At 69.4% G+C, this 25,982-nt stretch carries 24 protein-coding genes; 9 read left to right on the top strand and 15 right to left on the bottom strand.

The window, feature by feature from the left end; all coding sequences use genetic code 11:
* Nucleotides 1–20 precede the first annotated feature (20 nt).
* Together CU254_RS04415 and CU254_RS04410 are read right to left on the bottom strand one after the other, a co-directional pair.
* The gene (locus tag CU254_RS04415; RefSeq protein ID WP_009073143.1) at nt 21–959 is read right to left on the bottom strand and encodes a cytochrome c oxidase assembly protein; all 939 of its coding nucleotides are present in this window, start codon (nt 957–959) and stop codon (nt 21–23) included.
* A gap of 16 nt (nt 960–975) precedes the next feature.
* Nucleotides 976–1,932 (bottom strand): undecaprenyl-diphosphate phosphatase, encoded by a 957-nt coding sequence (locus CU254_RS04410; RefSeq protein ID WP_009073141.1) that lies wholly within the window; start codon nt 1,930–1,932, stop codon nt 976–978.
* A 234-nt stretch (nt 1,933–2,166) separates the two neighbouring features.
* Between CU254_RS04410 and CU254_RS04405 the strand changes: the two genes are divergently transcribed.
* Together CU254_RS04405 and pip are read left to right on the top strand one after the other, a co-directional pair.
* Nucleotides 2,167–3,141 carry a right-handed parallel beta-helix repeat-containing protein gene (locus CU254_RS04405; RefSeq protein WP_037712518.1) on the top strand — a complete coding sequence of 325 codons (975 nt, stop codon included), beginning with the start codon at nt 2,167–2,169 and terminating at the stop codon, nt 3,139–3,141.
* 96 nt (nt 3,142–3,237) lie between these two features.
* The gene (pip, locus tag CU254_RS04400; RefSeq protein WP_037712516.1) at nt 3,238–4,182 is read left to right on the top strand and encodes a prolyl aminopeptidase; all 945 of its coding nucleotides are present in this window, start codon (nt 3,238–3,240) and stop codon (nt 4,180–4,182) included.
* 64 nt (nt 4,183–4,246) lie between these two features.
* Here pip and CU254_RS04395 read toward each other — a convergent pair whose 3' ends face one another.
* The 5 genes from CU254_RS04395 to CU254_RS04375 all read right to left on the bottom strand — a co-directional run bounded on the left by CU254_RS04395 (nt 4,247) and on the right by CU254_RS04375 (nt 9,832).
* Nucleotides 4,247–5,050: an ABC transporter permease gene (locus CU254_RS04395; RefSeq protein ID WP_369871134.1), complete on the bottom strand. Its 804-nt coding sequence runs from the start codon at nt 5,048–5,050 to the stop codon at nt 4,247–4,249.
* Between the two features lie 15 nt (nt 5,051–5,065).
* Nucleotides 5,066–5,947: an ABC transporter permease gene (locus CU254_RS04390; RefSeq protein ID WP_009073133.1), complete on the bottom strand. Its 882-nt coding sequence runs from the start codon at nt 5,945–5,947 to the stop codon at nt 5,066–5,068.
* Between the two features lie 125 nt (nt 5,948–6,072).
* The gene (locus CU254_RS04385) at nt 6,073–7,281 is read right to left on the bottom strand and encodes an ABC transporter substrate-binding protein (RefSeq protein WP_009073131.1); all 1,209 of its coding nucleotides are present in this window, start codon (nt 7,279–7,281) and stop codon (nt 6,073–6,075) included.
* Nucleotides 7,282–7,307: 26 nt separating this feature from the next.
* Nucleotides 7,308–8,384, bottom strand: a complete 1,077-nt coding sequence (locus CU254_RS04380; protein WP_009073128.1) for an ABC transporter ATP-binding protein — start codon at nt 8,382–8,384, stop codon at nt 7,308–7,310.
* Nucleotides 8,385–8,416: 32 nt separating this feature from the next.
* Nucleotides 8,417–9,832, bottom strand: coding sequence for a gamma-aminobutyraldehyde dehydrogenase (locus CU254_RS04375; RefSeq protein ID WP_009073126.1), 1,416 nt, complete (start codon nt 9,830–9,832; stop codon nt 8,417–8,419).
* A 113-nt stretch (nt 9,833–9,945) separates the two neighbouring features.
* Here CU254_RS04375 and CU254_RS04370 point away from each other — a divergent pair, with 113 nt between their 5' ends.
* Both CU254_RS04370 and CU254_RS04365 read left to right on the top strand, forming a co-directional pair.
* Nucleotides 9,946–10,689 (top strand): FadR/GntR family transcriptional regulator, encoded by a 744-nt coding sequence (locus CU254_RS04370; protein WP_009073124.1) that lies wholly within the window; start codon nt 9,946–9,948, stop codon nt 10,687–10,689.
* Between the two features lie 32 nt (nt 10,690–10,721).
* Nucleotides 10,722–11,462, top strand: a complete 741-nt coding sequence (locus tag CU254_RS04365) for a cache domain-containing protein (protein WP_037716557.1) — start codon at nt 10,722–10,724, stop codon at nt 11,460–11,462.
* Here CU254_RS04365 and CU254_RS04360 read toward each other — a convergent pair.
* On the bottom strand, nt 11,452–12,873 hold the full coding sequence (locus CU254_RS04360; protein WP_009073120.1) for a PucR family transcriptional regulator: 1,422 nt from the start codon (nt 12,871–12,873) through the stop codon (nt 11,452–11,454). The two genes, CU254_RS04365 and CU254_RS04360, sit on opposite strands and share 11 nt — an antisense overlap.
* Before the next feature lie 103 nt (nt 12,874–12,976).
* Between CU254_RS04360 and gabT the strand changes: the two genes are divergently transcribed.
* Together gabT and CU254_RS04350 are read left to right on the top strand one after the other, a co-directional pair.
* Nucleotides 12,977–14,332 (top strand): 4-aminobutyrate--2-oxoglutarate transaminase, encoded by a 1,356-nt coding sequence (gene gabT / locus CU254_RS04355; RefSeq protein ID WP_009073117.1) that lies wholly within the window; start codon nt 12,977–12,979, stop codon nt 14,330–14,332.
* A complete protein-coding gene (locus CU254_RS04350; protein ID WP_009073115.1) occupies nt 14,329–15,756 on the top strand; it encodes an aldehyde dehydrogenase family protein in 1,428 nt (475 codons plus the stop codon). Before gabT ends, CU254_RS04350 begins: the two co-directional genes overlap by 4 nt.
* On the opposite strand, the gene CU254_RS04345 is transcribed toward CU254_RS04350, so the two are convergent.
* Both CU254_RS04345 and CU254_RS04340 read right to left on the bottom strand, forming a co-directional pair.
* The gene (locus CU254_RS04345; RefSeq protein WP_037712512.1) at nt 15,737–16,501 is read right to left on the bottom strand and encodes a helical backbone metal receptor; all 765 of its coding nucleotides are present in this window, start codon (nt 16,499–16,501) and stop codon (nt 15,737–15,739) included. The genes CU254_RS04350 and CU254_RS04345 overlap by 20 nt on opposite strands.
* The gene (locus CU254_RS04340; protein WP_009073111.1) at nt 16,498–17,916 is read right to left on the bottom strand and encodes an RNB domain-containing ribonuclease; all 1,419 of its coding nucleotides are present in this window, start codon (nt 17,914–17,916) and stop codon (nt 16,498–16,500) included. The genes CU254_RS04345 and CU254_RS04340 overlap by 4 nt, the downstream gene beginning before the upstream one ends.
* A 113-nt stretch (nt 17,917–18,029) precedes the next feature.
* Here CU254_RS04340 and CU254_RS04335 point away from each other — a divergent pair, with 113 nt between their 5' ends.
* Nucleotides 18,030–18,989: an ATP-binding protein gene (locus CU254_RS04335; protein ID WP_009073109.1), complete on the top strand. Its 960-nt coding sequence runs from the start codon at nt 18,030–18,032 to the stop codon at nt 18,987–18,989.
* A 588-nt stretch (nt 18,990–19,577) separates the two neighbouring features.
* Here the strand turns inward: CU254_RS04335 and CU254_RS04330 are convergent.
* The gene (locus CU254_RS04330; protein WP_037712509.1) at nt 19,578–19,775 is read right to left on the bottom strand and encodes a hypothetical protein; all 198 of its coding nucleotides are present in this window, start codon (nt 19,773–19,775) and stop codon (nt 19,578–19,580) included.
* A gap of 24 nt (nt 19,776–19,799) precedes the next feature.
* On the bottom strand, nt 19,800–19,985 hold the full coding sequence (locus tag CU254_RS42890) for a hypothetical protein (RefSeq protein ID WP_158687988.1): 186 nt from the start codon (nt 19,983–19,985) through the stop codon (nt 19,800–19,802).
* 164 nt (nt 19,986–20,149) lie between these two features.
* Here CU254_RS42890 and CU254_RS42885 point away from each other — a divergent pair, with 164 nt between their 5' ends.
* Together CU254_RS42885 and CU254_RS42880 are read left to right on the top strand one after the other, a co-directional pair.
* Nucleotides 20,150–20,374, top strand: coding sequence for a hypothetical protein (locus CU254_RS42885; protein WP_158687987.1), 225 nt, complete (start codon nt 20,150–20,152; stop codon nt 20,372–20,374).
* A 180-nt stretch (nt 20,375–20,554) separates the two neighbouring features.
* The gene (locus CU254_RS42880) at nt 20,555–20,866 is read left to right on the top strand and encodes a hypothetical protein (RefSeq protein ID WP_037712503.1); all 312 of its coding nucleotides are present in this window, start codon (nt 20,555–20,557) and stop codon (nt 20,864–20,866) included.
* 1,431 nt (nt 20,867–22,297) lie between these two features.
* Here the strand turns inward: CU254_RS42880 and CU254_RS04320 are convergent.
* From CU254_RS04320 to CU254_RS04310, 3 genes are read right to left on the bottom strand one after another with little or no spacing between them, the layout of a single operon-like run.
* Nucleotides 22,298–23,296 carry a C40 family peptidase gene (locus CU254_RS04320; protein WP_009073105.1) on the bottom strand — a complete coding sequence of 333 codons (999 nt, stop codon included), beginning with the start codon at nt 23,294–23,296 and terminating at the stop codon, nt 22,298–22,300.
* A 2-nt stretch (nt 23,297–23,298) separates the two neighbouring features.
* On the bottom strand, nt 23,299–23,895 hold the full coding sequence (locus tag CU254_RS04315; RefSeq protein ID WP_009073104.1) for a hypothetical protein: 597 nt from the start codon (nt 23,893–23,895) through the stop codon (nt 23,299–23,301).
* Nucleotides 23,896–23,898: 3 nt separating this feature from the next.
* The gene (locus tag CU254_RS04310) at nt 23,899–25,977 is read right to left on the bottom strand and encodes a hypothetical protein (protein ID WP_100266701.1); all 2,079 of its coding nucleotides are present in this window, start codon (nt 25,975–25,977) and stop codon (nt 23,899–23,901) included.
* Nucleotides 25,978–25,982: the final 5 nt, after the last annotated feature.

Raw genomic sequence — 25,982 nt, 5'->3', positions numbered from 1 at the left:
GTGCCGGTGCGAGCCGGCACTCACGAGCGGCGGAACCGTTCGGCGAGTTCGGGATCGTTCTCCCACCACAGTCCCTTCGCCGGCGCCTCGCCTGCCGCTGCCTCCTCGTCGAGTTTCCGGTCGAGCCGTTTGGCCCGTTTCTCGTCGTCGCGCGCCCACCGGATGAAGAGCGCGCCGACGAACGGCAGCCCGGCGACGTCTCCGCCGATCCACAGCACGCCCGCGCCGATGATCTGGTCCGTCCGCCGGTCCGGACCCCAGTCGCGGTGGACCGCGTCGTAGTGCGCGGGCGCGAGCAACGGCCCGAGCCACAGCACCAGGCCGAGTGCGCCGTCGAACACCACTTCGGTGAACGAGATCCACACCGACACCAGATGCGAGCCGTCGCGCGGCGTCGGATCGAGCTGCACGCGGCTGTAGAAGTACAGGAAGCCAGCCAGTACGAGCACTACGCGTACGAGGCCGCCTACGACCGCCGAGTCGAGCGAAAGCTCGTACAGCGGCGTCAGGTAGATGAGCAGGAACGGTGCGATCAGCACCACGGTGACGCACAGCGGGAACGTGATGAACTGTGCGAAGCGACCACGGCCGTGCGTACGCAGCCATGTAGCGAGCTTAGGCGGCGCGGTGCGCATAAGCAGCGTCACCGGCGCGCCGAGCGCGAGGAGCAGCGGCGTGACCATCAGCAGCACGGTGTTCTGCGTGGCGCGGACCCAGAACAGCGTCGTGTCGTACACGCCGAGGAACGAGCACGTGACGAGGACGAGCGTGGCCAGCCCGGAGAGGAACGCTGTGGTGCGTCCGGCCGACCACTCCTGACGGCGGGCCGCCACGACGTAGCCGGTGCCGAGCGCGAGCGCGACTAGCACGGCCGGGACGTCGACGGTCCAGGCCGTGAAGAGCGTCGATCCGCTCAGCGGCGGCAGGTCAGGCACGATTTCGATGCGTTCAGTGTGCACCCGGCGAAATTGCGCCCTACGCCGCCCCTGACACCGCGAAGAAGATCAGGCTGCCGATTCCGGCGACCGCGCAGTAGATGGCGAAGGGGGTCAAGGTGCGCGTTTCAAAGTATTTCGTCAGAAAACGGACAGAAATGTAGGACGCCACGAACGCCACCACGCTGCCGACCAGCGCCGGGCCGAGCGACGGCTTGTTCTCCGGCGTGAACAGCGAGGGCATCTTCAGCGCGCCCGCGGCAAGGATCACCGGGGTCGCCAGCAGCCAGGCGAACCGGGCGGCGTCCTCGTGGTCGAGCCCGCGGCGCAGACCGGCCACCATGGTGATGCCGGAGCGGCTGATTCCGGGCAGCAGAGCCAAAATCTGCGCCGAACCGATCAGCACGGCTTCCTTCACGCTCAGCTTCGACAGCCGGACGTCGGTGGCCTCTTCGACGGTCACCGCGCGCATCACCATCGTGTCCTCGGCGCTGAAGTCGATGGTCTCCTCCTCGCGCGAGACCTGCGCCACTCCCGGCTTGGGCTTCCGGGAGAACTTCTCCGCCGCGTAGAGCACCCCGCCGTTGAGCGCGAGGAAGATCGCCGAGGGGACGGGTTTGCCTAGTACGTCGCGCAGCAGGCTTTCCAGCAGCAGCCCGGCGATCCCGACCGGGATCGTGGCCAGGATGAGCAGCCACGCGAGCCGCTGGTCGGCCGTGCGGACCTCGCGGCGGCGGATCGACGTCCACAGGCCGGTGACGATGCGCACCCAGTCGCGCCGGAAGAAGAGGACCAGCGCGATCGCGGTGGCGACGTGCATCGCCACCAGCACGGCGAGATACGGCGAATCCTTCCCGATGCTCAGGTCGCGTCCCCAGCTTCCGCCGACGAGCGCGGGCAACAGGACGCTGTGCCCGAGACTGGACACCGGAAACAATTCCGACACGCCTTGCAAAGCGCCGACGACAATGGACTCGAGGTAGCTGACCGCGGACATTCACGAAGCCTTTCTCGCCGCAGTTCGGGCATTCCGCGGAAAAGCTACCGAGGACCGGGTTAACTCCGAGCAAGCCGGGCGGGAACAGTCGCAGGCGACACTTTCCGGCCACCCGTTGTTCATCCTGTTCACATCCATGAACATCAATCATGTACTTGACCAGTGTTCTCTCGATGTCTTAGCGTGAGCGCACGCCGCATCCGAAGTCATCGAGCCTCGACGAGGAGGGTTGGAATGCGCGTCCGCGATCGAGTTCTGGCAGCAACCGCCGGAGCCGCAGCATTGCTCGCACTCGCCACACCCGCGGCGTCCGCCGGGACGGTCCAGGTCAAGAACTCCGCCGAGCTGAAGACCGCGCTGGCCTCGGCCAAGCCGGGCACCACGATCCAGCTCGCCGCGAACACCACCTACACCGGCAACTTCAAGGCCGCCGTCAACGGCACCGCGAACGGGCGCATCACGCTCACCGGCCCGCGCAGCGCGGTCGTGCAGGCGTCCGGCGGCCGCACCATCGAGCTGACCGGCAGCTACTGGACGCTGTCCGGCTTCACCGTCACCGGCGGCCAGAAGGGCGTGATGGCGCTGGGCGTCAACCACACGCTGGTCGACGGGCTCAAGGTGACCGGCATCGGCAACGAGGGCATCCACTTCCAGCACGGCAGCAGCGACAACGTCGTGCAGAACTCCGAAATCTCCGACACCGGCAAGGAAAACGGCGGGTTCGGCGAGGGCATCTACTTCGGTTCGGCCAACAGCAACTGGCCCGGCGGGCAGCCCGACCACAGCGACCGCAACAAGGCCATCGGCAACAAGATCGGGCCGAACGTGCGCGCGGAATCGATCGACGTCAAGGAAGGCACCACCGGCGGCGAACTGCGCGGCAACACCTTCGACGGCACCGGCCAGAGCGGCGAGAACTACGCCGACAGCTGGGTCGACGTGAAGGGCAACGGATATCTGGTCACCGGCAACAAGGGCAGCAAGGTCTTCGTGCACGACGCGACCTACGGGTCGTTCGAGGTCCACGTGCAGGTCGACGGCTGGGGCCGGGACAACACCTTCTCGGACAACACCGCGGACGTGCAGGCGCCCTCGGCCTACGGTTTCTACGTGGTCAAAGCGGCCACCGGGAACAAGGTCTGCGCCAGCAACAAGGTGACGAACGCCGGGAAGGGCTTCGCGAACGTAGCCGCGACACTAGGCTGCTGACCGCGATCACAGACGGGGGCCCGCTCAGCCCGGCGGCGGGGGCGGGCCCCCACCCTCCCTTCCCGGCCCGGAGAGCCGTCGGGAAGAGTGTCCGGTATGGACGAGCTTTACCCGCCGATCCCGGTGCGCGCCGACGGAATGCTGGACGTCGGCGACGGGCACCGGATCTACTGCCAGGAAGCCGGGAACCCGCAGGGGAAACCGGTGGTGGTGCTGCACGGCGGGCCGGGGAGCGGCGTCTCCCCGATGACCCGGAGGCATTTCGACCCCGAGGCGTACCGGATCATCCTGTTCGACCAGCGCGGCGCCGGACGCAGCACCCCTAACGCGGGCGAAGATCTGTCGGCGAACACGTTGTGGCACTTGGTGTCCGACATGGAGCTGCTGCGCGAACGGCTGAACATCGAGCGCTGGCAGCTTTTCGGGGGCTCGTGGGGTTCGACGCTTGCCCTGGCGTACGCGGAAACCCACCCGTCGCGAGTGTCGGAAATGGTGCTGCGCGGGATTTTCACTGTGCGGAAGCGGGAGCTTGACTGGCTCTACCGCGGCGGTGCGGCGAATCTCTTCCCCGCGGAATGGGACGCCTTCCTGGAGCCGTTGGACGAGCGGCAGCGGGAGGATCCGCTCGCCGGGTACGCCGAACTGCTCCACTCCCCCGATCGCGCGGTGCGCGAACGGGCGGCGATCGCCTGGAGCGTCTGGGAAGGCGCGACGGTCGCGTTGCTGCCGCAACAGTCCTTTGTGGACCGATACGCGAATCCGCAGTTCGCGTTGACGTTCGCTCGTCTTGCGGTGCACTACTTCCAGCACGGCGCGTGGTTGGAAGAAGGCCAGCTGATCCGGGACGCGGGGAAGCTCGCCGGGATCCCGGGCGTACTGGTGCAGGGGCGTTACGACGCGGTGTGCCCGCCGATCACCGCGTACCAGCTGCATCGAGCGTGGCCCGGTTCGACGTTGAAGCTCACCGAATCCGCGGGGCACGCCGTGACCGACCCGGGAATCCTCGCCGCTCTCCGCGAGGCGACCGACGGGTTCCGCTAAAAGCCGTGAAGGGCTCCCTGAAGGAATCTGATTCCCTCAAGGAGCCCTTCACGGACCTTCGGAGCTAGATCCGGCCGCCGCTGGAGCTGTCGCCGCCGGAAAGCCGCTGTGCCAGGTAAACCGGCACCGTCGAGACGACGATCAGCACCGCCGCGACCACGTTGACCACCGGGGCCTGATTCGGCCGGAACAGGTTGTTGTAGATCCAGATCGGCAGCGTTTCCATGCCGGTGCCGAGGGTGAACGTCGTCACGATGATCTCGTCGAACGACAGTGCGAACGCGAGCAAACCGCCTGCCAGCAAAGCGGAACGCAGCATCGGGAACGTCACCAGGCGAAACGTCGTCATGCCGTCCGCGCCGAGGTCCATCGACGCTTCTTCCAGGTTTCCGCCCATCCGGCGCAACCGGGCGACCACGTTGTTGAACACCACCACGATGCAGAAGGTGGCGTGCGCGACGATCGCCGTCATCAGGCCGAGGTCGAGCCCGAAGATCGTCCGGAACGCGTTGTTCAGCGCGATGCCGGTGACGATGCCGGGCAGCGCGATCGGCAGGATCACCAGCAGCGACAACGAGTTCCGGCCGAAGAACCGGTACTTCTGCAGCGCGAACGCGGCCATCGTGCCGAGCACCAAGGCGATCGCGGTGGCCGACAGGCCGGCGATGACGCTGGTCCACAAGGCGTGCAGGGCGCCCTCGTTGGTGATCGCCCGGCCCCACCATTCGAGCGTGAAGCTCTTGGGCGGCCATCCGAACGTGGTGTCCGCGTTCACCGAGTTCAGCAGGACCACCAGCAGCGGGAAATAGATCACCGCGAATCCGGCGCCGAGCGCGGTCCACAACAGCACCCGGGCGGGTTTCGACATCCGCACGGCGGTCTCCTAGAGGTTGTCCAGCGCACCGGTGCGACGCACCGCGGCCAGGTAGACGAGCATGATCACGACCGGGACCGTCGCGACGGTCGCGGCGAACGGCAGGTTATTGGCCGCGCCGATGTTGTCGTACACGACGTTGCCGAGCATCTGCGACGTGCCGCCGACGATCTTCACCGCGATGTAGTCGCCGAGCGAAAGCGAGAAGGTGAAGATCGAGCCCGCGACGATCGCCGGGAAGGTCAGCGGCAGGATCACCGAACGGAACGTGCGGAACGATTTCGCGCCGAGGTCGCCGGAAGCGTCCACCAGGGACACCGGAAGCCGTTCGAGGCCCGCGTAGATCGGGAGAATCATGTACGGGAGCCAGAGGTAGGACAGCGTGATCACGGTGGCGGTGACGCCGTATCCCGGCGCGGAAAGGCCGAGCGGGTCCAGCAGCCAGTTCAGCACTCCGTTGCCGGACAACAGGGTCCGCCACGCGTAAGCCTTCACCAGGTAGCTCGCCCACAGCGGCGTCATCACCATGATCACCAGCACGCGCTGCGCCTTGGGCGACGCGAGTTTGGCCATGGCGAAGGCCATCGGGAACGCGATCACCGCGTCGATCACGGTCACCAGCAGCGCGATGCCGACGGTGCGGAACGTGATCGTGCGATAAACAGAATCACTGAAAAGAGTGACGAAGTTGTCGAAGGACCAGTCGGTGACCACCTTGCCGGTGAAGACGTCGGTGGACCAGAAGGCCGTGATGAAGAGGGCGGCGAGCGCGCCGAGGTAGGCCAGGCCGAGCCAGAGCATCGGCGCGGTGAGCAAAAGGCCGAGGCGCAGCTGGGGTTTGCGGTGGAAGAAAGCCGAGATGCGGTGACTCGGCGAGCTCACGGCGGTCATGTCGTAGCACTTTCCGGTGGAGACGGGAGAAGAGCCGAGGGCTGCGGGAACATTGGGGAGGGCCCGCAGCCCCCGGCGGACTCGCGGATGCCGGCGCGGTGGGTACCGGCATCCGCGAGAGTCGATCAGCCCTTGATCTCGGTCCAGGCCCGGGTCCAGTCGCCGTAGTCCTTGCACTTGACGTCCGTGCGGCCGTCAAGGCACTGCGGGATCGGCGTGGTCCAGTACTGGATCTTCGCGGCGTACGCGGCGTCGTTGGCGTGGTAGGTGTCGCACAGCGACTTGTCCTTGAACTCCGCACAGGCCTTGGAGTTCGCCGGGGCCTCGCCGAAGTACTCGGCGACCTGGGCGTTCACCTTCGGGCTCGTGATGTAGTCCATCCACTTGTACGCACACGTCTTGTGCTGCGACTTCGCGGACACCATCCAGGTGTCCGACCAGCCGGTCGCACCCTCGCTCGGCACCGTGGCCGCGACCGGCGCGCCCTCGCTCTTCGCGAGGTTCACCGTCACCTGCCAGGCCGTGCCGATCACGCCGTCGCCGCTCTTGAGCGACTGCGTTTCCTTGAGGTAGTCCGACCAGTACTCCTCGACCAGCGGGCGCTGCTTCTTCAGCAGGTCCGTGGCCGCCTTGAACTGCTTGTCGTCCAAGGCGTACGGGTTCTTGATGCCGAGATCCGGCTGGTGCGCCATCAGGTACAGCGCGGCGTCGGCGATGTAGATCGGCGAGTCGTACGCGATGACCTTGCCCTTGAACTGCGACTTCTCGTCGAACATCGGCGACCACGACGTCGGCTCCGGCTGCACCTTGTCGGTGCGGTAGGCCAGGACGTTCGCGCCCCAGCCGTGCGGGATGCCGTAGGCGACGTTGTTGACGCTGTTCCACGACTTGTTCTTGAGGAACGGGTAGATGTCGTTGTAGTTCGGGACCAGCGCGGTGTTGACCGGCTCGACGTCGCCCGAGGCGACCAGCCGCAGCGAGGCGTCGCCGGACGCGGAAACCACGTCGTACTGCCCGGTCTTCATCAGCGTCACGGCCTCGTCCGAGGTGCCGAACGGCTTGACGTTGACCTTGCAGCCGGTCTGCTGCTCGAACGGCGTGACCCAGTTGACCTTCGCGTCGTTCTGGCCGTTTTCCGCGTATCCGGGCCACGCCAGCACGTTCAGCTGGCCTTCCGGCTGTCCGAGCTGCGTCAGCGCGTTCAGCTTCGGCGGCGTGAAGCCCTGCGCGCCCGGCGCCGACCCCGCCTTGGAGTCGGAGCCCGAGGTGCCGCAGGCGGCGAGCAGGAGGCTCACGCCGCACAGCCCTGCGAGCAGCGTCTTCCTGTTCTTCATAGCGAGAGAAACCTTCCCGTGAGGAACTAGCCGGCTTCGGGGACCCGGAAACTGTGTTCGCGGCGCCAGCGCAGGCGAACGCGACCGTCTGCGAATTCGGTCGGTTCGCTGGTGTTCTGGCGGACAACGGACAATTGGCCCCCGGCATCGAGCGCGACAGCGTAGCGCACCGTCGAACCGGCATAAACGACATCCGTGATGGAACCGGTCGCAGAAGTCTCTCCGGGACCGGCCGGGGACGCAAGGTCTCCGTCGATGCGAATCTTCTCCGGCCGGATGCTGTACACGCCCGGCTTGCCGATCACCGCCTCCGCGCTCCGCCCGCTGAGCAGGTTCGACGTGCCGACAAACCCTGCCACGAAAGCACTTGCCGGGCGTTCGTACACCTCGACCGGAGTGCCGACCTGTTCGATGCGGCCCGCGTTGAACACGGCGATCCGGTCGCTCATCGTGAGCGCCTCGTCCTGGTCGTGGGTGACGAAGACGAAGGTGATGCCGACCTCGCGCTGGATCTGCTTGAGCTCGACCTGCATGGTCTGGCGCAGCTTGAGGTCAAGCGCGCCAAGGGGTTCGTCCAAAAGCAACACTTTCGGGCGATTCACCAGAGCGCGCGCGAGTGCTACGCGCTGCCGCTGGCCACCGGACATCTGCGACGGTTTGCGGTCGCCGTAATCCTCCAGCCGCACCGTGCGCAGCGCTTCTTTCGCGCGCTCGCGGCGTTCGGCTTTCGCGACCCGCTTGACTTTCAGGCCGTACTCCACGTTCTGCTGCACTGTCATGTGCGGGAAGAGCGCGTAGTCCTGGAAAACCGTGTTGACGTCGCGGTCGAACGGGGCGAGCTGGCTGACGTCCTTGCCTTCGAGTTCGATCGTGCCCGCGGTGGGCAGTTCGAAGCCGGCGATCACCCGCAGCACGGTGGTCTTGCCGGAACCGGACGGGCCGAGCATCGAGAAGAACTCGCCGGGCGGGATGTCGAGGTCGACCCCGTCCACGGCACGCACCTTGTCGAAGTGCTTTTCCAGTCCGGTGAGCCGGATCGCCGGCTGCGCGGACTGCGGACGCCTTCCCGGCGGCCGGGTCTCGGCGGGGGCTTGATGGGGCATGACAGGCCTTCCGATGGATCTGGTCACGACGGCTACAGCGCACTCATCACGTGCTTGACGCGGGTGTAGTCCTCGAGGCCGTACAGCGAGAGGTCCTTGCCGTAGCCGGACCGCTTGAACCCGCCGTGCGGCATCTCGGCCACGAGCGGAATGTGCGTGTTGATCCACACGCAGCCGAAGTCGAGTTTCGCCGATAACTTCATGGCGCGCTGGTGGTCCTTGGTCCACACCGAGGAAGCGAGGCCGTAGGGAACCCCGTTGGCGTGCTTGAGCGCTTCGTCGTCGTCGGTGAACCGCTGCACCGTGATGACCGGGCCGAAGACCTCGTTCTGGATGATCTCGTCGTCCTGCCGGACGCCGGAAACCACGGTGGCCTCGTAGAAGTAGCCCTCGTCGCCGGACCGCCGTCCTCCACAGTGGACAGTCGCGTGCTCCGGCAGCCGGTCGATGAAGCCGGAAACCTTGTCCAGCTGCGCGGCGTTGTTGAGCGGGCCGAACGCGACGTCGTCGCCGGTGCCGGTCTTGTTCGCCTCGGCCTGGCGGGTGAGCGCGTTGACGAAGGTGTCGTGCACGTCGTCGTGCACCAGCACGCGAGTGGCGGCCGTGCAGTCCTGGCCCGCGTTGAAATACCCCGCCGCGGCAATGGCTTCGGCGGCCGCTTCGAGATCGGCGTCCGGGAACACGATCACCGGGGCCTTGCCGCCCAGTTCGAGGTGCACGCGCTTGACGTCGTGCGCCGCCGAACCGGCGACCTCGATGCCCGCCCGCACCGAGCCGGTGATCGACACCATGGCCGGAATGTCGTGCTCTACCAACGCGCGCCCGGTGTCGCGGTCGCCGCAGATCACGTTGAACACGCCCGCGGGCAGGTGCTCGCCGCAGATCTCGGCGAGCAGCAGCGTGGAGGCGGGCGTGGTGTCGGACGGCTTGAGCACGATGGTGTTGCCCGCGGCGAGCGCCGGCGCGATCTTCCAGATCGCCATCATCAGCGGGTAGTTCCAGGGCGTCACCTGCGCGCAGACGCCGACCGGCTCGCGGCGGATGAACGACGTGTGGCCTTCCATGTACTCGCCGGCCGAACGGCCTTCGAGCACGCGCGCGGCGCCGGCGAAGAAGCGCACCTGGTCGATGACCGCGGGCAGCTCCTCTTCCATGGTCAGCGCGAACGGCTTGCCGGTGTCCTGCGCTTCGACGCGGATGATCTCCTCGCCGCGCGCCTCGAGCGCGTCGGCGATCTTGAGCAGTGCGAGCTGCCGCTGCGCCGGGGTGGTCTCGCGCCAGCTTTCGAACGCTTCCGCGGCGACCTTCAGCGCGCGGTCCACGTCCTCGGCGCCGGCCACCGGCGCGGTGCAGTACGCACGGCCGGTAACCGGGTCGACGATTTCCGCGACCTTTCCGGACAGCGAGTCGACGTAGGTCCCGCCGACATAGTGCTTCAACTCCTGCACGCGTGCGCCTCCTGACTCTCCGTGGCAGGATGAAACATATAACTCCATATTTCAAATGACAAGGCCCTGGGGCAGGATTGGCTCCAACGGATGCCGAGACGGGTGGACCAACGATGCGCAAGGAGATGTCGAACAGCGCACGACTGGCGATGTTCGCCCCGCTGGAACAGGTGGGGCGCGCGGAGGCGGTCGCGGCGCGGCTCTTCGACGCCATCACGCTCGGTCTCCTCGACGACGCCGAGCAGTTGCCGAGCGAGGCCGAACTCGCCGCGCAGTTCCGCGTCTCCACGGTCACCGTGCGCGAGGCGCTCGCGGTGCTGCGGCAGCAGGGCCTCGTCGAAACGCGGCGCGGGCGCGGCGGCGGCAGCTTCGTGCGCACGCCGGACTGGCCCGCGCAGAGCTCGTGGGCCGAACGCCTGCGCTTGGTCTCCATGGCCGACCTTCGCGACTTCGGCGACCACTACCTCGCCGTCGCGGGTTCGGCGGCGAAACTCGCCGCCGAACGCAGCACCCCCGAAGACCTCGAACGGCTGCGGCTCACCGCGGAAGACCTCCTCGGCGCGAGCGGCCCCGACGCGACCCGCGCGGAAAGGCATTTCCACCTCGAAGTCGCCGCCGCCGCGCAGTCCCCGCGGCTCACCAACCAGGAAGTTCAGCTGCAGAGCGAACACGGCGTATTGCTCTGGGCGCCCCTCGGCGACAAGGAAACCTGCCGGGGGTCCTACGCTGAGCACCAGGCGATCGTCTCCGCGATCGCCTCGGCCGACGGCGATCGGGCGCGCGCTTTGACCGAAGACCACCTCCTCGGAGCGCTCGATCGGCTCGCGGATCTGCACCTGACCCTCGAAACGCCGTAAGCTCCGATGACCCGCATCACGAGGTGAGCATCGTGACCGACACCCGCACGCTGACCGGCGAAGAGGTAGTGACCCAGGTTTCCTCCCTCGTCGAGGAGATTTTCGCGCGCCTGAAACCAGTTCTGGCCGCCGCCGAGACGCTGCTCGCCGAATCCGGCGACCTGTCCGCCGAGTCGCTGCACGCGATCCGGCCGCAGGTCATCGAGGCGCTCGGCGGCCTCGTGGTCGGCGCGGGCTTCGTGAGCGCGCCGAATGTCCTTGCCGATCAGGAACTCGGCTTCGAATGGTGGACTTCGTGCCGCACCGACGACGGCGCGCCGGAACAGCTGTTCATCAGCCTCGATCCGGAGAGCCCCAATTTCCTGGACTACACGCGGCAATCCTGGTTCACCGTCCCGCGCGACAGCGGGCAACGGCATGTCAATGGGCCGTACGTGGACTATCTCTGCACCGACGAGTACACGCTGACCTTCACCGTTCCGGTCACTCGCGGTGAGGAATTCGCCGGGGTCGTTGGTGCGGACGTGTATGTGCGCGAGTTCGAGCGCACGGTGAGTCGCCGGCTTCGCGCGCTCGGCCGGACCGCCGCGCTGCTCAACGCGCAGGGCCGGGTGATCGTGTCGAACAGCGTGCGGAAGGCGACCGGGTCGCTGGTGCGCGAGATCGACGTGCCTGCCTGGTGGGCCTCCGGCGCGGAGCCGTATACGGCGCCGGGCGGGACGACGTTGCGGCGGTGCGGGGATTCGCCGATCACGCTGCTGGTCACGACCTGATCTGGAGAGCGAACCACAGTTCCGCGCGGACGCCGGGCGCGTCGAGGTCCCGGCCCAGCAGCTCGGCCGCTTTGGCGACCCGGTTGCGCAAGGTGTGCCGGTGCACGCCGAGTTTCGTCGCGGCGAGGTCCCAGTGGCCGTGGTGTTCGAGCCAGCAGCGCAGCGACAGTTCCAGGTCGCCGCGGCCGCCGGTCCGGTCGAACTTCCTTACCGGCGCGAGGAGCTGGTCGGAAAACGCTTGCGCGGCTTGCTGATCGAGCAAGCCGAGCAATCCGGCCCCGGCATGGTCGGCGTAGCGCAGGAGCGGCACGCGCTGGGTCCGCGCCGCCTCGGCCGCCTCCTCCGCCTGCCTCAACGCGGTCGGGAACTCCCCGGTGGACAGTCCACTGTGGAACTCCCCGGTTTCCGCGACGATCGCGCTCACCTCGTCGTTCTCCGCCAGCACGATCAGCTTGTCTCCACGGTGTGCGGCGAATACTTGTCCGGCAAGGGTTTCCAGCCGTTCGTACAGCGTGTTCCGCGCCGACTTGCTCCCGGCCACCGCGAGCACCGTCCACGGCTCGGGCGGAAGATCGGGTACCACGTCGCGGGCCAGCTCGTCATGTCCGGCGGCGAGCAGCTCCAGCACGCCGGTATGCAGCTGGGACAGCGAGAGTCGTTGTGCCCGATCCTGTTCCAGCGCAAGGGAAAGCAGGGATACAGCCGTGTTGACGATGTAGCGTCCGGTGCTGTCCAACGGTTCGGCAGTACCGACCGCCAAGGCACCCCGCGTATGCAGAGTCTGGATGACCACTTCGTCGTCGCCATGGGACACCACTCGGGTGCCCGCCCGAAGCCCGGTGATGTCCAGCTTGACACTGCGCGCTTTGGCCGACGACGCCTCTCGCATGCGTCCGGCGGAGTCGTACAGCACGACCCAGCCGTCGATGAGCCGCGCAAGCCGCCGCACCACTCCCCCGGCACCGCCGCGCCCGACCGCGGTCCGGGTCAGCTCCTGCTGGGCGCGGCCGATCCGCACCGTCGCGGCGTACTCGTCGGCCGCGACTGACCGGGACACCGCACGCGTGATCGCGATGAACGGCGTCTTCCGCGGCACCTCCAGCACCGGCAACCCGACTTCGTCGGCGACCGCCACCAACGCGTCCGGCACCTTCGCGTGGCTCAGCCCGACGCCGAAGCCGAGCCCGGCGACGTCCGCGTCGACCAGCCGCCGGACGTACGCGGCGTACGTCGCGCTGTAGAGCGTCAGACCGGTCGTGAGCAGCAGTTCCCCGCCTTCGAGGAAGCTCTGCGGGTCGGTCAGCTCGGTCGGGTGCACCCAGCCGATCGGGCGGTCCAGCCCGGCCTCGCCCGCGACCACGCGCAGGCCGAGCGCGGGTTCGGCGGCCAGCGCCCGCAGGGTGAGTGCCATAACGGCTAATTGTAGTCACCAAGTTGGACAGAACGGCCAGCTGACGGCGGACGGTGCAGGCCCCATCCTGAGGGCGACCCACTCACGCGTACAGGAGCGATCCGTGACCACGAGCACCGCCGCCGAGCCGCAGGCTCCGGCACCCCGGCAGCGCAGGCTGCAGACCGAGATCCCCGGGCCCGTTTCCCGCGCGCTGCAGGAGCGCCGCGCGAACGCGGTCGCCGCCGGGGTCGCGTCGACGCTGCCCGCCTACATCACCTCCGCCAGCGGCGGCCTGCTCACCGACGCCGACGGCAACGTGCTGATCGACTTCGGTTCCGGGATCGCGGTGACGAGCGTCGGGCACTCCGCGCCCGAGGTGGTCGACCGGGTGCGCGAGCAGGCGGCGCGGTTCACCCACACCTGTTTCATGGTGACCCCGTACGAGGGGTACGTGGAGGTGTGCGAGGCGCTGGCCGAGCTGACGCCGGGCGACCACGCGAAGAAGTCGGTGCTGTTCAACTCCGGCGCGGAAGCGGTCGAGAACGCGGTGAAGATCGCCCGTACCGCCACCGGCCGCCAGGCCGTCGTGGTGTTCGACCACGCCTACCACGGCCGCACCAACCTGACCATGGGCATGACCGCGAAATCGGTGCCCTACAAGCACGGTTTCGGCCCGTTCGCGCCCGAGGTGTACCGCGTGCCGGGCTCGTACCCGTACCGCGACGGGCTGGCCGGCCCGGAGGCCGCGCGGCAGGCGATCGACCGGATCGAGAAGCAGATCGGCGGCGACCAGGTCGCGGCCGTCGTGCTCGAACCGATCCAGGGCGAGGGCGGGTTCATCGAGCCCGCTCCCGGCTTCCTGCCCGCGATTTCCGCGTGGTGCAAGGCGAACGGCGTGGTGTTCGTCGCCGACGAGGTGCAGACCGGCTTCTGCCGCACCGGCAACTGGTTCGCCTCGCAGCACGAGGACGTCGTCCCGGACCTGGTCTGCACGGCCAAGGGCATCGCGGGCGGGCTGCCGCTCGCCGCGGTGACCGGGCGCGCGGAGCTGCTCGACGCGGTCGGCCCGGGCGGGCTCGGCGGCACCTACGGCGGCAACCCGATCGCGTGCGCCGCGGCGCTGGGCGCGATCGAGACCATGCGCAACGACGGCCTGACCGGTTCCGCGAAGCGCATCGAGGAACTGGTGCTGCCGCGGCTTCGGGCGCTGGCCACGGAAACCGGCGTGATCGGCGACGTGCGCGGACGCGGCGCGATGCTGGCCGCCGAGTTCGTCAAGCCGGGCACGAACGAGCCGGACGCCGACCTCACCAAGCGCATCGCCGCCGCCTGCCACGCACAGGGTGTCGTGGTGCTGACCTGCGGCACGTACGGCAATGTCGTCCGGCTGCTTCCCCCGCTGTCCCTGTCCAACGAGTTGCTCGACGAAGGCCTCGCCGTTCTCGAGTACGCGATCCGCACGGAGGCCCGCAAGTGACTTACCCGTTCTGGGTGGCCGGAAAGCCGGTAACCAGCAGCGAAACGACCGTCGTCCGGCATTCGTTCGACGGTTCCGAAGCCGGTGCGCACTACGTTCCCGGGCAGTCCGAGGTGGAGGCCGCGGTTCAGGCCGCGGCCGACGTCGCCGACGAGTACGCGACGCTGCCCGCACACGTCCGCGCGGGCGCGCTCGACCACATCTCGCGCCGGCTTTCCGAGCGCACCGAGGAAATCGCGCAGCTGATCACCGCCGAATCGGGCAAGCCGCTGAAGTGGTCGCGCGGCGAGGTCGGCCGTGCGGTGTCGACGTTCCGCTGGGCGTCCGAGGAAGCCCGCCGGTTCTCCGGCGACCTGCAGCGCCTCGACACCGATCCGGGCGGCACCGGACGACTCGCGCTCGTCCGGCGTGTGCCGCGCGGTCCGGTGCTGGGCATCACGCCGTTCAACTTCCCGCTGAACCTGGTGGCGCACAAGGTCGCCCCGGCGATCGCGGTCGGCGCGCCGATCGTGCTCAAGCCCGCCCCGGCGACGCCGCTGACCGCGCTGCTGCTCGGCGAGATCCTCGCCGAGACCGACCTTCCGGCGGGCAGCTGGTCGATCCTGCCGCTGGGCAACGAGGCCACCGCCGAACTGGTCAAGGACCCGCGGCTGCCGGTCGTGTCGTTCACCGGTTCGGTTCCGGTCGGCTGGGCGATCCGCGACAGCGTGCCGCGCAAGCACGTCGCGCTGGAACTCGGCGGCAACGGCGCGGTTCTCGTCTGTCCGGATTGGACTGACCTGGACTTCGCCGCGCAGCGGATCGCGACGTTCGCCATGTACCAGGCGGGACAGTCGTGCATTTCGGTGCAGCGGGTGTACGCGCACACCGACGTCTACGACGAGCTGCAGCAGAAGGTGCTGGAGCAGGTCGCCGCGCTGCGCACCGGAAACCCGCGCGAGGACGGCGTCGACGTGGGCCCGCTGGTCAACGAGGCGGCTGCTACGCGGGTCGAATCCTGGGTCACCGACGCGGTGGTCGCCGGGGCGAAGCTGCTGGCCGGCGGCGGCCGTTCGGGCGCGACGGTGGAGCCGACCGTGCTCTCCGAGGTTCCCGAGGACGTTTCCGTGATGGCGGACGAGGTGTTCGGCCCAGTGGTCTCGCTGGTCCGGGTGTCCTCTGTGGACGACGGCGTCGAGCGGATCAACGCGTCCCGCTTCGGTTTGCAGACCGGCGTGTTCACGCGCGACCTGCCGACCGCGTTCGACGTGTCGGCGCGGCTCAAGGTGGGCGGTGTGCTGGTCGGCGACGTGCCGAGCTTCCGCGCCGACCAGATGCCGTACGGCGGCGTGAAGGACTCCGGCGTCGGCCGCGAAGGCCCGGCGGCGGCGATGGCGGACTTCACCGAGGAGCGCGTGACTGTCCTTACCGGACTGACTCTCTGAGCGCCGCGTAGGCGTCCACCAGAGACGGTCCGTACCACGTGAGGTAGCGCCCGGAGAGCAGCACCGGGCGCATCTCCGGGAAGAAGCCGGGGCCGTCGTCCTGGGTGAACTCGTACGGCTCGTCGGGCAGTACGACCAGGTCGGCCCCGGTCTTCTGGAGTTCTTCCAGCGACGGCCGGGGATACCGTTCGGAGTGTCCGGAGTAGACGTTCTCGACCCCGATCCGGCGCAGCACGTCTCCGGCGAAGGTGTCACGGCCCAGCACGATCCACGGCTTGCGCCACACCGGAATCACCGCCCGGTAGCGCACCGGTTGCACCTCGCGCCACAGTTCGTCCGCGGTGTCGAGCCATTCCGGTTCGTCGATGCCGTACACCTGGCCGAAAATCCGCCGCAGTGAACCCAGCGCGGCGGGCACCGACTCCGCCGCGGCCATGACGAACACCGGAATCCCGTTGGCGCGCAGGGTTTCCACGTCCTCCGGCCGGTTCTCCTCGGAGTTCGCCAGCACCAGATCCGGTTCGAGCGCCAGCACCCGGTCCAGCTTCGGGTACTTCGACCCGCCCACCCGTTCCACGTCCAGATCAGCCGGATGCGTGCAGTAGTCCGTCGCCCCGACCAGCCGCCCGGGCGCGCTCGCCTCGACCGCCTCGGTCAGCGACGGCACCAACGACACGACCCGCCGCGGCGAGCCCTCGATCGGCACCGGCTCGCCGAGATCATCGACCAGTTCCGCGTTCCTCATACCCGTTCGAACGACACCTTCCGCTGCTCGACGTCCACTTCGGTCAGCCGCACCGCGATCCGCTCGCCCTCCGGGAACTTCTCGCCGGAACACTTCGCCATCACCGGCGGATCCTCGACCAGGATCTCCGCCCGCGCCTCGTCCGCACGCAACACCACCGCGGTGAACTCGCGACCCACATGCTCAGCGAGTACCCACGCCTCGACCTGATCTATGCACGCGCGTTCGACCCGCGCGGCCAGACTGTCCGAAGCGGACATGTACGCCGGCACTTCGGACAACGCCTCGCGCACCCAATCCGGCACCTCGCGGCCAGCCGTCACCGCCAGGCACACCTCGGTGCCGAATCGGTCGACGAGCCGCCGAATCGGCGCCGTGACGTGCGCGTACGCTCCGCCGATTCCCGCGTGCGTGGTAACCGCGGGCAATTCCCCGGCAAAAGCCGTGTAGCCCGCGCCCCGCAACAGCCGGGTGGTGTCCGCGTACAGCGCCATCGACGCGGGCTGTCCTGGGTCCAAAGTAGACAGAAACTCGGACACCGTCAGCTCGACCGGCCACGCCAGCCCGACCGCCGCCGCGGACCGGCGCAGCCACTCCACCGCGTCCGGTTCCGGGGACGGCAGCGTCCGCAGCACCCCGATCCCGGCGTCGATCATGATCCGCGCCGCGGCCATCCCGGTGAGCAAAGAGATTTCGGCGTTCCACGCGTCGACGACCGTCCGCGGCCGGCGAGCGAGAATCCAGCCGCCGTCGACGTCGCCGCTGATCTCCTGCTCCGGCAGTTGCAACTCGACCGCGCCGCGCTGCACCGCGAGGCTGCGCCGCAACCGGCCCAGCTCCGGCAACGCGGCCACCGACGGATGCGGCCGCCCGGCGTCCAGCGACGCCTGGACCCCTTCGTAGTCGAGCTGCTCCGTCGAGCGCACCAGCGCCCGCCGGACCCGGGTGGCGACAATTTCCCCGGCCTCGTCGACGTCGATGGTCCACAGCACCGCCGGGCGCACTTCGCCCGGCAGCAGGCTGGCCGCGCCCTCGGACAGCACCGGCGGATGCAGCGGGACGTTGCCGTCCGGGAGATAGAGCGTCTGCCCGCGCCGCCGCGCCTCGTGGTCGAGCGCGCCGCCCGGCGGGACGAACGCCGCCAGGTCCGCGATCGCGTACTGCACCCGGAACCCGCTGCCGAGTCGTTCGATCACCATCGCCTGGTCGAGGTCCTTGGACCCGGGCGGATCGATCGTGACGAACGGCAGGTCGGTGGCGTCCTCGCGGCCGCCCGCCGAGGAGAGCGGATCGAGCACCGCCGTTTCGGCCTCCGCGAGCACCGCGGGCCCGAACGACTCCGGCAGCGCGAACTCCGCCCGGAGACGACCGAAGTCCCCTCCCGACGCTGGTGTCCTCAGCACGAGCGGCGGCACGCTCCAACACTATCCCGCCGAACCGCCGGTGATCGCCCGTTCGGGCGCGGGCCGGTCGGGTGTAGCCTGCCTGACATTGACAATCGTCTTCATTTTCAGAAGGGGCCGGATCGGTGAAGATCGCGTTCGTCGGCAAGGGCGGCAGCGGGAAAACCACGCTCTCGTCGCTGTTCGTCTCGTATGTGGCCGCCGCGGGCAAACCGGTGCTGGCGATCGACGCCGACATCAACCAGCACCTGGCGGCGGCCCTCGGCGCGACCGAGGAGCAGGCGCTGGCGTGGCCGACCCTCGGCGACCATATGCCGCTGATCAAGGAGTACCTGCGCGGCGACAACCCGCGAATCCCGTCCGCCGACGCGATGATCAAAACCACGCCGCCCGGCCGCGGCTCCCGTCTCGTCCGCCCCTTCGAAGACAACCCGATCTTCGACGCCTGCTTCCGCCCGCTGGGCGCCGTCCGGCTGGGCGTCACCGGCCAGTTCGACGAGGACGACCTGGGCGTGGCCTGCTACCACTCGAAGGTCGGCGCGGCCGAGTTGCTGCTGAACCACCTGGTGGACGGCACGGGCGAGTACGTAGTGATGGACATGACCGCCGGCGCCGACGCGTTCGCCTCGGGCCTGTTCACGCGCTTCGACGTGACCTTCTTGGTCTGCGAACCGACCCTGCGCAGCGTCGGTGTTTACCGTCAGTACGCGGACCACGCCCGGGACTTCGGCGTTCACCTGGTAGCGGTAGGCAACAAGGTCACCGACAGCGACGACGTCGACTTCCTGACCGAACAGCTGGGTTCGGCACTGCTGGGGTGGATGACGACGTCCGGCCACGTCCGAGCCGCCGAACGCGGCACGACCCGGCCGATCGGCGAACTGGAACCGCGCAACCTGGCGACGCTGGCCGCGATGCAGGACCTGGTGGACGCAACTCCGCGGGACTGGGCCCGGTACCAGCGGCAAGGGGTGGAATTCCACCTGCGCAACGCGCGGGCCTGGGGGAACGGCCGGATGGGGGCGGATCTGGAGGAACAGGTTGATCCGGACTTCGTACTGGATCCGGCCTTGGTGGCCGGGTAGTTGAAGGTGTTCTTGCCGCCGACCGGACGCTTTGTCCGGTCGGCGGTTTCGCGTTGCTCTGGATTTTGGGCTTCGGGCGGGGAGGTTTCGTGTTTCCGGGCAGCCCGCCGCGGTCTCAGGTCAGGTCGGCGGTTTGGCACCGCCCTGATTTCCCGTCCTCGCCCCGACAGGTTTCCTGCTCCGGGCGGCCCGCCGTCGTCCCGCGCCAGGTCGACGGTTTCGCACTGCCCCAACTTCCCAGCCTCGCCCGGGCTGATTCCTGCTCCAAACCACCCCAGGTCAGGTCGGCTTTTGTACTGCCCCAGCCCCCTGGCCTTGCCCGGGCAGGTGTCCCGCTGCGAGCAGCCAGCCGCCATCCCACACCAGAGCAACGGCGTAGCACTACCTCGGCTTCCCAGCCTCGATCGAGCAGGTTTACTGCTCCGAGCAGTCGCCATCCACGCCCCGTCCGCGGCTCAGCGCTGCCCCAACATCCCAGCCTCGCCCGGCCTGATTCCAGTTCCGGGCCAGCCCGCCGCCCCACACCAGGTCGGCAGTTAGCTGCTGCCTCAGCGTCCGAGCCTCGCCCGGGTTGGTTCCGTCACGCCGTCAGTCGCCGTCCCAGTCGCGGTCGGCGGCGTCGGCTTGGCGGGTGCGTTCGCGGGCGATGTCGAGCGCGCGGCGGGCCGTGGCCTCGTCCGGGTACGGGCCGAGGAGGTCGGCGCCTCGGCTGCGTTCCAGGTGCTCGACTTCGTGGGTGCGGGTGTTGTAGTACCAGCCCTGGTCCGGGTTCGGGTCGTCAGACATGGGTTCAGCCTGACATCCGCCCGCTCATTTGCGCCAGCGGAACGGAACCTCCGTGGGCTGCCCGGTGGGCCCGAAGTCGGCCGGGCCGTCGTCCTCGTGGTCGGGGTGCTCGTCGAACCACCCGCGAGCGTCCCCCATGGGAATGCCGCGGGGCGGGGTCGCCGCGTCGTCCGCCGGGGAGGACGCACCGTAATCCGGCACCGGCGGCACGGCCGAATTCTTGCCCGGGAAAACCGGCGGCTCCTCCCGATACACCCGCGACGGCGGCGGCCCGGGCGGACCGCTCTCCTGCCCAGGGAAGACCGGCAAGGGCCGCCCGTCCGGCCCGGTTTCGGCAGGCCGCCGGCGACCGCTGGGCTGCGGCAGCTGGAACGGTGGAGTGGGCTGCGCGCTGGGTGCGGGCGGAGGCTGGTGCTGTGCTGCTGGCGCAGGCCGGATCGCCGACTCCGCGCTGGGCGCGGGCGCAGGCTGGTGCTGCGCTGCTGGCGCAGGCGGGATCGCCGACTCCGCGCTGGGCGCGGGCGAAGGCTGGTGTTGCGCTGCAGGCGGAATCGGCTGCGGCGCAGCAGACGCGGACGGACTCGTCGACTCCGGGCTAGGCGCGGACGGAACCTGATGTTGCGCTGCAGGCGGAATCGGCTGCGCCACCGGCGGGCTCGTCGACTCGGGGCCAGGCGCGGAGGGAGCCGTTGGCGGCTGAGAAGTCTTGGGCGCTGGATGCGCTACGTCAGTTGCGGGCGGGTTTGCCCACTCCGCACTTGACGCGGGCGGGACTGGTCGTGGGAAGCCGGAAGCAGGCGAGTCAGGCGACGCTGCAGCGGGAGCGGTCGGTGGTGGCTGCTGCGGAGCGGGGGCACCCGCGGGCGGAAGTGACTGCGGTGCACCAGATGCGGGAGGGTTCGCCGACTCCGCACTGGGCGCGGACGGAACCGTCGGCGGCGGCGACGCCGGAGCGTCTGCTGGTGGAAGTGGCGGCGTCGCCGACTCCGCGCCGGACGCGGAAGGTGCCGTCGGCGGTTGCTGCGGTGAAGGAGCATTCGCGGGCACCGCAGGAGGTGCGGGCGGGGTCTCCGACTCCGCGCTGGGCGTGAAAGGAGCCGTCTGCGGCTGCGACACCGAAGGATTCGTGGGCACCGCAGCAGGTGCGGGCGGGGTCGCTGACTCCGCGCTGGGCGCGGACGGAGCCGCCGATGGCTGGTGCTGTGCCGGAGGATTCGCAGGCGGGGACGGCTGGGATGCGCCGACCGTCGGCGGACTTATCGGCTCCGGCGGAGCGACTGGCTGTGCCGGAGATGGCGGCACCGGCGAGGTCTGCGGGGCAGAAGCCGCAGGCGGTTGCTGCGGCGAGGGCGGTTGGGCAGCAGGCATCGCCGGTTGAGAAGGCGGAGAACCCGGACCGTACTGCGGTGCCCCAGCCGGAGGAGCCGGATGCCACCCGGGGGGCGCCTCATGCCGACCATGTGACGGAACGGCCGGATTCCCCTGCTGCGGCAACGCTTCCGCCGGACGTACAGGCTGGCGCGGCTCATGCACGTACGGCTTCGGCTGCCACGACTGCCTCGCGCGCAGCTGCGGATCAACCGGCGTTGGCGTGGCGGGAGGCACCGGGGCCGTCGCGCTGGGTTCGGGCGCGGCGGAGTCCGGAATGGCCGGTGCGTCTTCCTTCACCGGAGCGGCAGCCTCGGCCGGAGCCGGGGTCGGCTGGGGTGGCTCCTCAGCAACAACCGGAGCCGGTTCGACCGGTTGGGAGACCGGTTCACTGGTCTGGCCGCTGTCCGCAGTGGCCCGCCCGACGTCTTCCGGCGGACGGGCCGCCGCACCAGCCTCCCCGGCCGAGCGCCAAACCGGGGCAGGTCCGATGTTCATCGGGACCGCCGCGGCCAACGGGCCCATCGGCGGTGCCTCCCCCGAAGGGACCGGACCAGCGGCGGCCGGGCGGGGAATCGGGTCCAGGCAGGAGACCAGCACCGTCGTACGGTCCGGGTCCTGGACCTTGCGGCCGCTCCGTTCCCGGTAGACCATCTCGCCTTCGGCGTCCATCTCCACCAGGTAGCCCGCCTCCGCGAGCTGTTCCTCGTCGAGATCCACCAGGCGCTCGTAGCGGGACGGGACCACGCGGTACACCGGCCACGACAGCCGGGCGTGCTCGGCGTGGAACTGGGCCAGCAGAGCCGCCAGCTGCTGTTGCCACGGAAGCGACATGCCCTCCGCCAGGGAGCGCGGCAGGACGACGTACCCGCCGTCGACGCCGGGCATTCCCTGGTTCAGCAAATCCGCCAGCGGGGTGCTGGACGCGGGGTGCGCGGACTGGCGCGGCGGCTGCGGTGCGCCGAACAGCGCCGCCGGGTCCTGGGGCTCGCTCTGGCCTGCTTTGCCTCGCTTGCCGAATTTCCGTGCCACGTGTGCCATCCTCTGCCAGCGCGCGGCCACGTGCTCGTGGACAGGCCGCGACTTCGGGGTGAATCCGGACCCGCGGCAACTGGGCATCCGCGGGTCAAGAGCCGGTGCCTCCCGCACCCATGCTAGACGCCGGGGCGCACCGCCTGCGGGACGACTTCGTGCTCGTCGAACGAGAACGGCCGCACGTGCACCGGCACGCCGGTCTGCTGGGCCTCGACGATCTTGCCGTCGCCCAGGTACATCGCGACGTGGTGGATGGTCGTCGGGTCGGCCGGGTCGGTGGCGAGGAAGATCAAGTCACCGGGCTGGGCTTCCCGCACCGGCAGCATCGCGCCCGCCTTGTACTGGTCCTTCGACACGCGCGGCAGGATCACGCCCGCCGACTCGTAGGCGCGCAGCATCAGGCCGGAACAGTCGTACGAATCCGGGCCGGTCGCGCCCCAGACGTAGGGCTTGCCCTGCTCGCCGAGCGCGAACTTGATCGCCTGCGCCGCGGCCTGGCTCGGCGGCAGCGCGGCTCCCATGCCCTGCCCGCAGCCGACCACGTCGGCGACCTGGCCCATGTTCTGCACCAGCGTGGCCGCCATGGCCTCCCACCGGTGGTAGCGGTCCGGGAAACCGGACCGCTCGACGCGCTGCGCCGCGTCGCCGGGACGCAAATTCTCCCAGTCCGGGACGCCGAGCAGCACGTCGAAGAATTTGTTGATCGCGTAGTTCGGGTCGGTGACCTGGGCCGGGGTGCCCCAGTTCATCGACGGGCGCATCTGGAAGATGCCGAGCGAATCGCGGTCGCCGTAGTTCACGTTGTGCAGCCGCGATTCGGTCATCCCGGCCTGGATCGCGACCTGCCACGCGCGCGGCGAGAGGCTGCGCTGCTTGCCGATCGCGATGATCAGCGACACCGTGCCGCGCGACTCCTGGTCGAGTTCGGCGGCGTCCGCCCCGCCCTGCTCCGGCTGCCCGGGCTGGGTGGGGCCGATCGCGGCGTCGCACGAGGTCAGCGCGACCCCGCCGGCCGCCGCCTGCTGCTGGTCGGTCACCGCCTTCTGCACGACGTTGGTGGTGAGCACCGTGGCGAAAACGGCGGCGATCACCACCGAGACGAGAATGGCCAGCTTCACGGTCAGCTCGCCTGGTCATAGTCCGACACTCGCCACCCCGCGCTGGTGAGCACCACGGTGATGCTGAGTTTCGGACCGTCGGTGGGGACCACGACCTTGACCGAACTGGAGTAGGACTGCGTGACGGTCGGCTCGCCGGTGACCTTGGTGGCCGGGATGTTCGCCGGGTCCACTGTGGACATGACCGGCAGGTACTCGTCGGTGGTGAGCCCGCGCATCCCGTTGAGCCAGTTGGCGTTCGAGATGCCCGCCGGATGACGCACCCAGGCCGTCGCCCACTGCTTGGCGACGTTCAGCGCCTCCGGGCTCGGCGCCGCCGACGTCGGCGTGACCAGCGGCTGCGACAGCCGGGTCGGCAGGGTTTGCGTGCTCGGCACCGGGGCCGCGACGCCGGTGCGCGGACCAGCTGACGAACTCGGAGCCGCGCCCGGATGCGCGGACGCGGGTTTGCCCAGGACCTTGGGCAGGCCGACACCCAGCGCGGTGATCACCACGGCGAGGAACACCAGCGTGCCCACGAGGTGCCGGGGCGAGCGGAGCGGGAACCCCCACAGGCGGCGGTAGACCGCGGTCCGGCCGCGGTTGGTGCGGATCGGCATCGGTCACCGCCCCATGACCTGGTCGGTGTCGCGGACCTCGATGCCGCGCGACGGGCGGTACAGCACGAACACCGGTTTCCCGGCCACGACCTCGGGATCCACCCGGCGCGGCTGGGCCCGGATGCCCTGCGTGGGCACGGTGAACCCGGGCTGGTCCGGGGCCGGGGCCGAGTACCCGCGGTCCGGCGCGGCCATCCGCGACGGGACGACCACCGGTTCCGGCTCGTCGCTCCACCGCCGGTCGGCGACCGGGGACGTGTCGACCTGCCGGCTTTCCTTGACCGGCCACCGCGCGCCCGCCATCACGTAGTCGCCGGGCGCACCGGCGACCGGGTGGTACTGGCCGAACACCGGCGCACCTCCCCCGCCGCCCGCGGGCAGCGCACCCGCGGCGGACTGCGCGGGACCGACCGCGCCCGGCCACGGAGCACCGGACCAGGCCGCCGCGGGACGGGCCGCGCGCGAGCCGTTGTCGAGCCGCTGCGAGCTGGCGAACACCGCCGCCTCGGGCCGGTAGCGGCCGCCGCCGACGGTCGCGCCGATCGGGCCGCGCTGGTCGCCGTCCACGACGTCGTCGGTGTCGCGGACGTTCTGCCAGAACTGGTCCTGCGGCGTCGGCTCGTTCTTGCGACGGAACCGGGAGAACAGGCCGCCGCCGGGCGTCGGCACCGCGCCGCCGACCATGCTGACCGACATCTCGACCATCTGCCACAGCCGCCGCACCGGCCGTCCGACCAGGAACAGCAGCACGGTGATGAGCCCGGCGAGGACCATCTTGGTGAGCAGGTTGAGCCCGTCGCCCGCGGCGAAGATCGCCTGCAGCAGCAGCGCGTGCACGCCGGCCAGCACCGACAGCACGACCAGGTTGAACGCGATGCCGCCGGCGACCTTGAGCACGCGGCGCAGGATCTCCGGGTTCAGCAGCGCGACCAGGCCGATGAGCGGCGCGGTGAGCGCGAACAGGCGGATCAGCACCTGCGCGAGCAGCACGGACGCCTTGGCCAGCAGCTGGAAGAGCGAATAGACGAGGCTCTGGCCCAGCGCGAGGAACCCGGCGCCGGTGCGGCCGCCCGCCTCGCCGGTGAAGTAGCCGGTGGCCGGGCCGAGTTTGGTGGAGATGTCTTTGAAGGCGGCCTTTTTCGCGTCGACGACGTTCTGCTTCCCGTCGTCGCCGTTCACCAGCTGGTCGCGGGTGAACGCCTGCGCGTCCAGGAGCGGCCTGCCGTATTGCTGGGCTTGCGGAGCGGTGGGCGAGCCGAACTCGCCGCGCAGCCAGTTGTCGTAGACGACCTGGTTGTGCAGGTCCGTGGGCAGGATGTCACGCACGATCCGGTCCTGCGACGAATCGACGAAGCCCGCCTGGATGTTGGTGGTCGTCTGGACGATCGCTTTGTCGATCGGATCGAAATACCGCAGCATCGCCAGCGACGAGGCCGCCAGCCAGACCCCCGCCATCGCGTAAAGCGCCCGCTTGCTGACCCCGGCGAGGTCACCGCGCCAGATGTTGCGGAACAGCATGATCGACAAGATCAGCGCGACCAGGCCGAACAGCTGCGCGTAGATGTTGTTGTACACCTTCTCCGCGCCCGACTTGACCGCGTTGTAGATCGGGTTCAGCAGCCCGCCCTCGAGGACGGTGTAGTGCAGCGAGTTCGTGGCGCCGACGATGTTCTTGCCGACGTTGAACAGCTGGTTCCCGGCCCAGGTGTCGATGGTCGAGCTGGGGGACGCGATGGCGGAGAGCGCGGTGCAGTTGGTCTGGTAGGTGTTCCAGACCATGCCCGCGTAGCTGTAGTCGATGTAGGCGCTTTGGGGTTCGCCGTGGCCCTCCGGCGGATCGAGGGCGCCGACCATGCCCGCCCCCGGCCGTTCCGGGTTCGGCGATTCCCCGCAGGCCGCCGCGTTCGCCGAGGGGGCGAACAGCACCGTCTGCAGCCCGATCACCGCCACCACGGCCAGCAGCGACGCGCGCCTGCTCGGGCGGCGGCCGCCCGGCTTGGGGCCCTCCTTGACGCGTTTGCGCAGCGCGTGCCAGCCGGCGGCGAACGCGAGGACGAACGCCAGCGTGAAGACGGTGTTCACGCAGG

Origin of the sequence: Amycolatopsis sp. AA4 (assembly GCF_002796545.1) — a bacterium.
In the GTDB taxonomy this organism is placed as follows: domain Bacteria; phylum Actinomycetota; class Actinomycetes; order Mycobacteriales; family Pseudonocardiaceae; genus Amycolatopsis.
The sequence above is the reverse complement of the archived record's forward strand: the minus strand, read 5'-3'. Positions and strand labels throughout refer to the sequence as shown.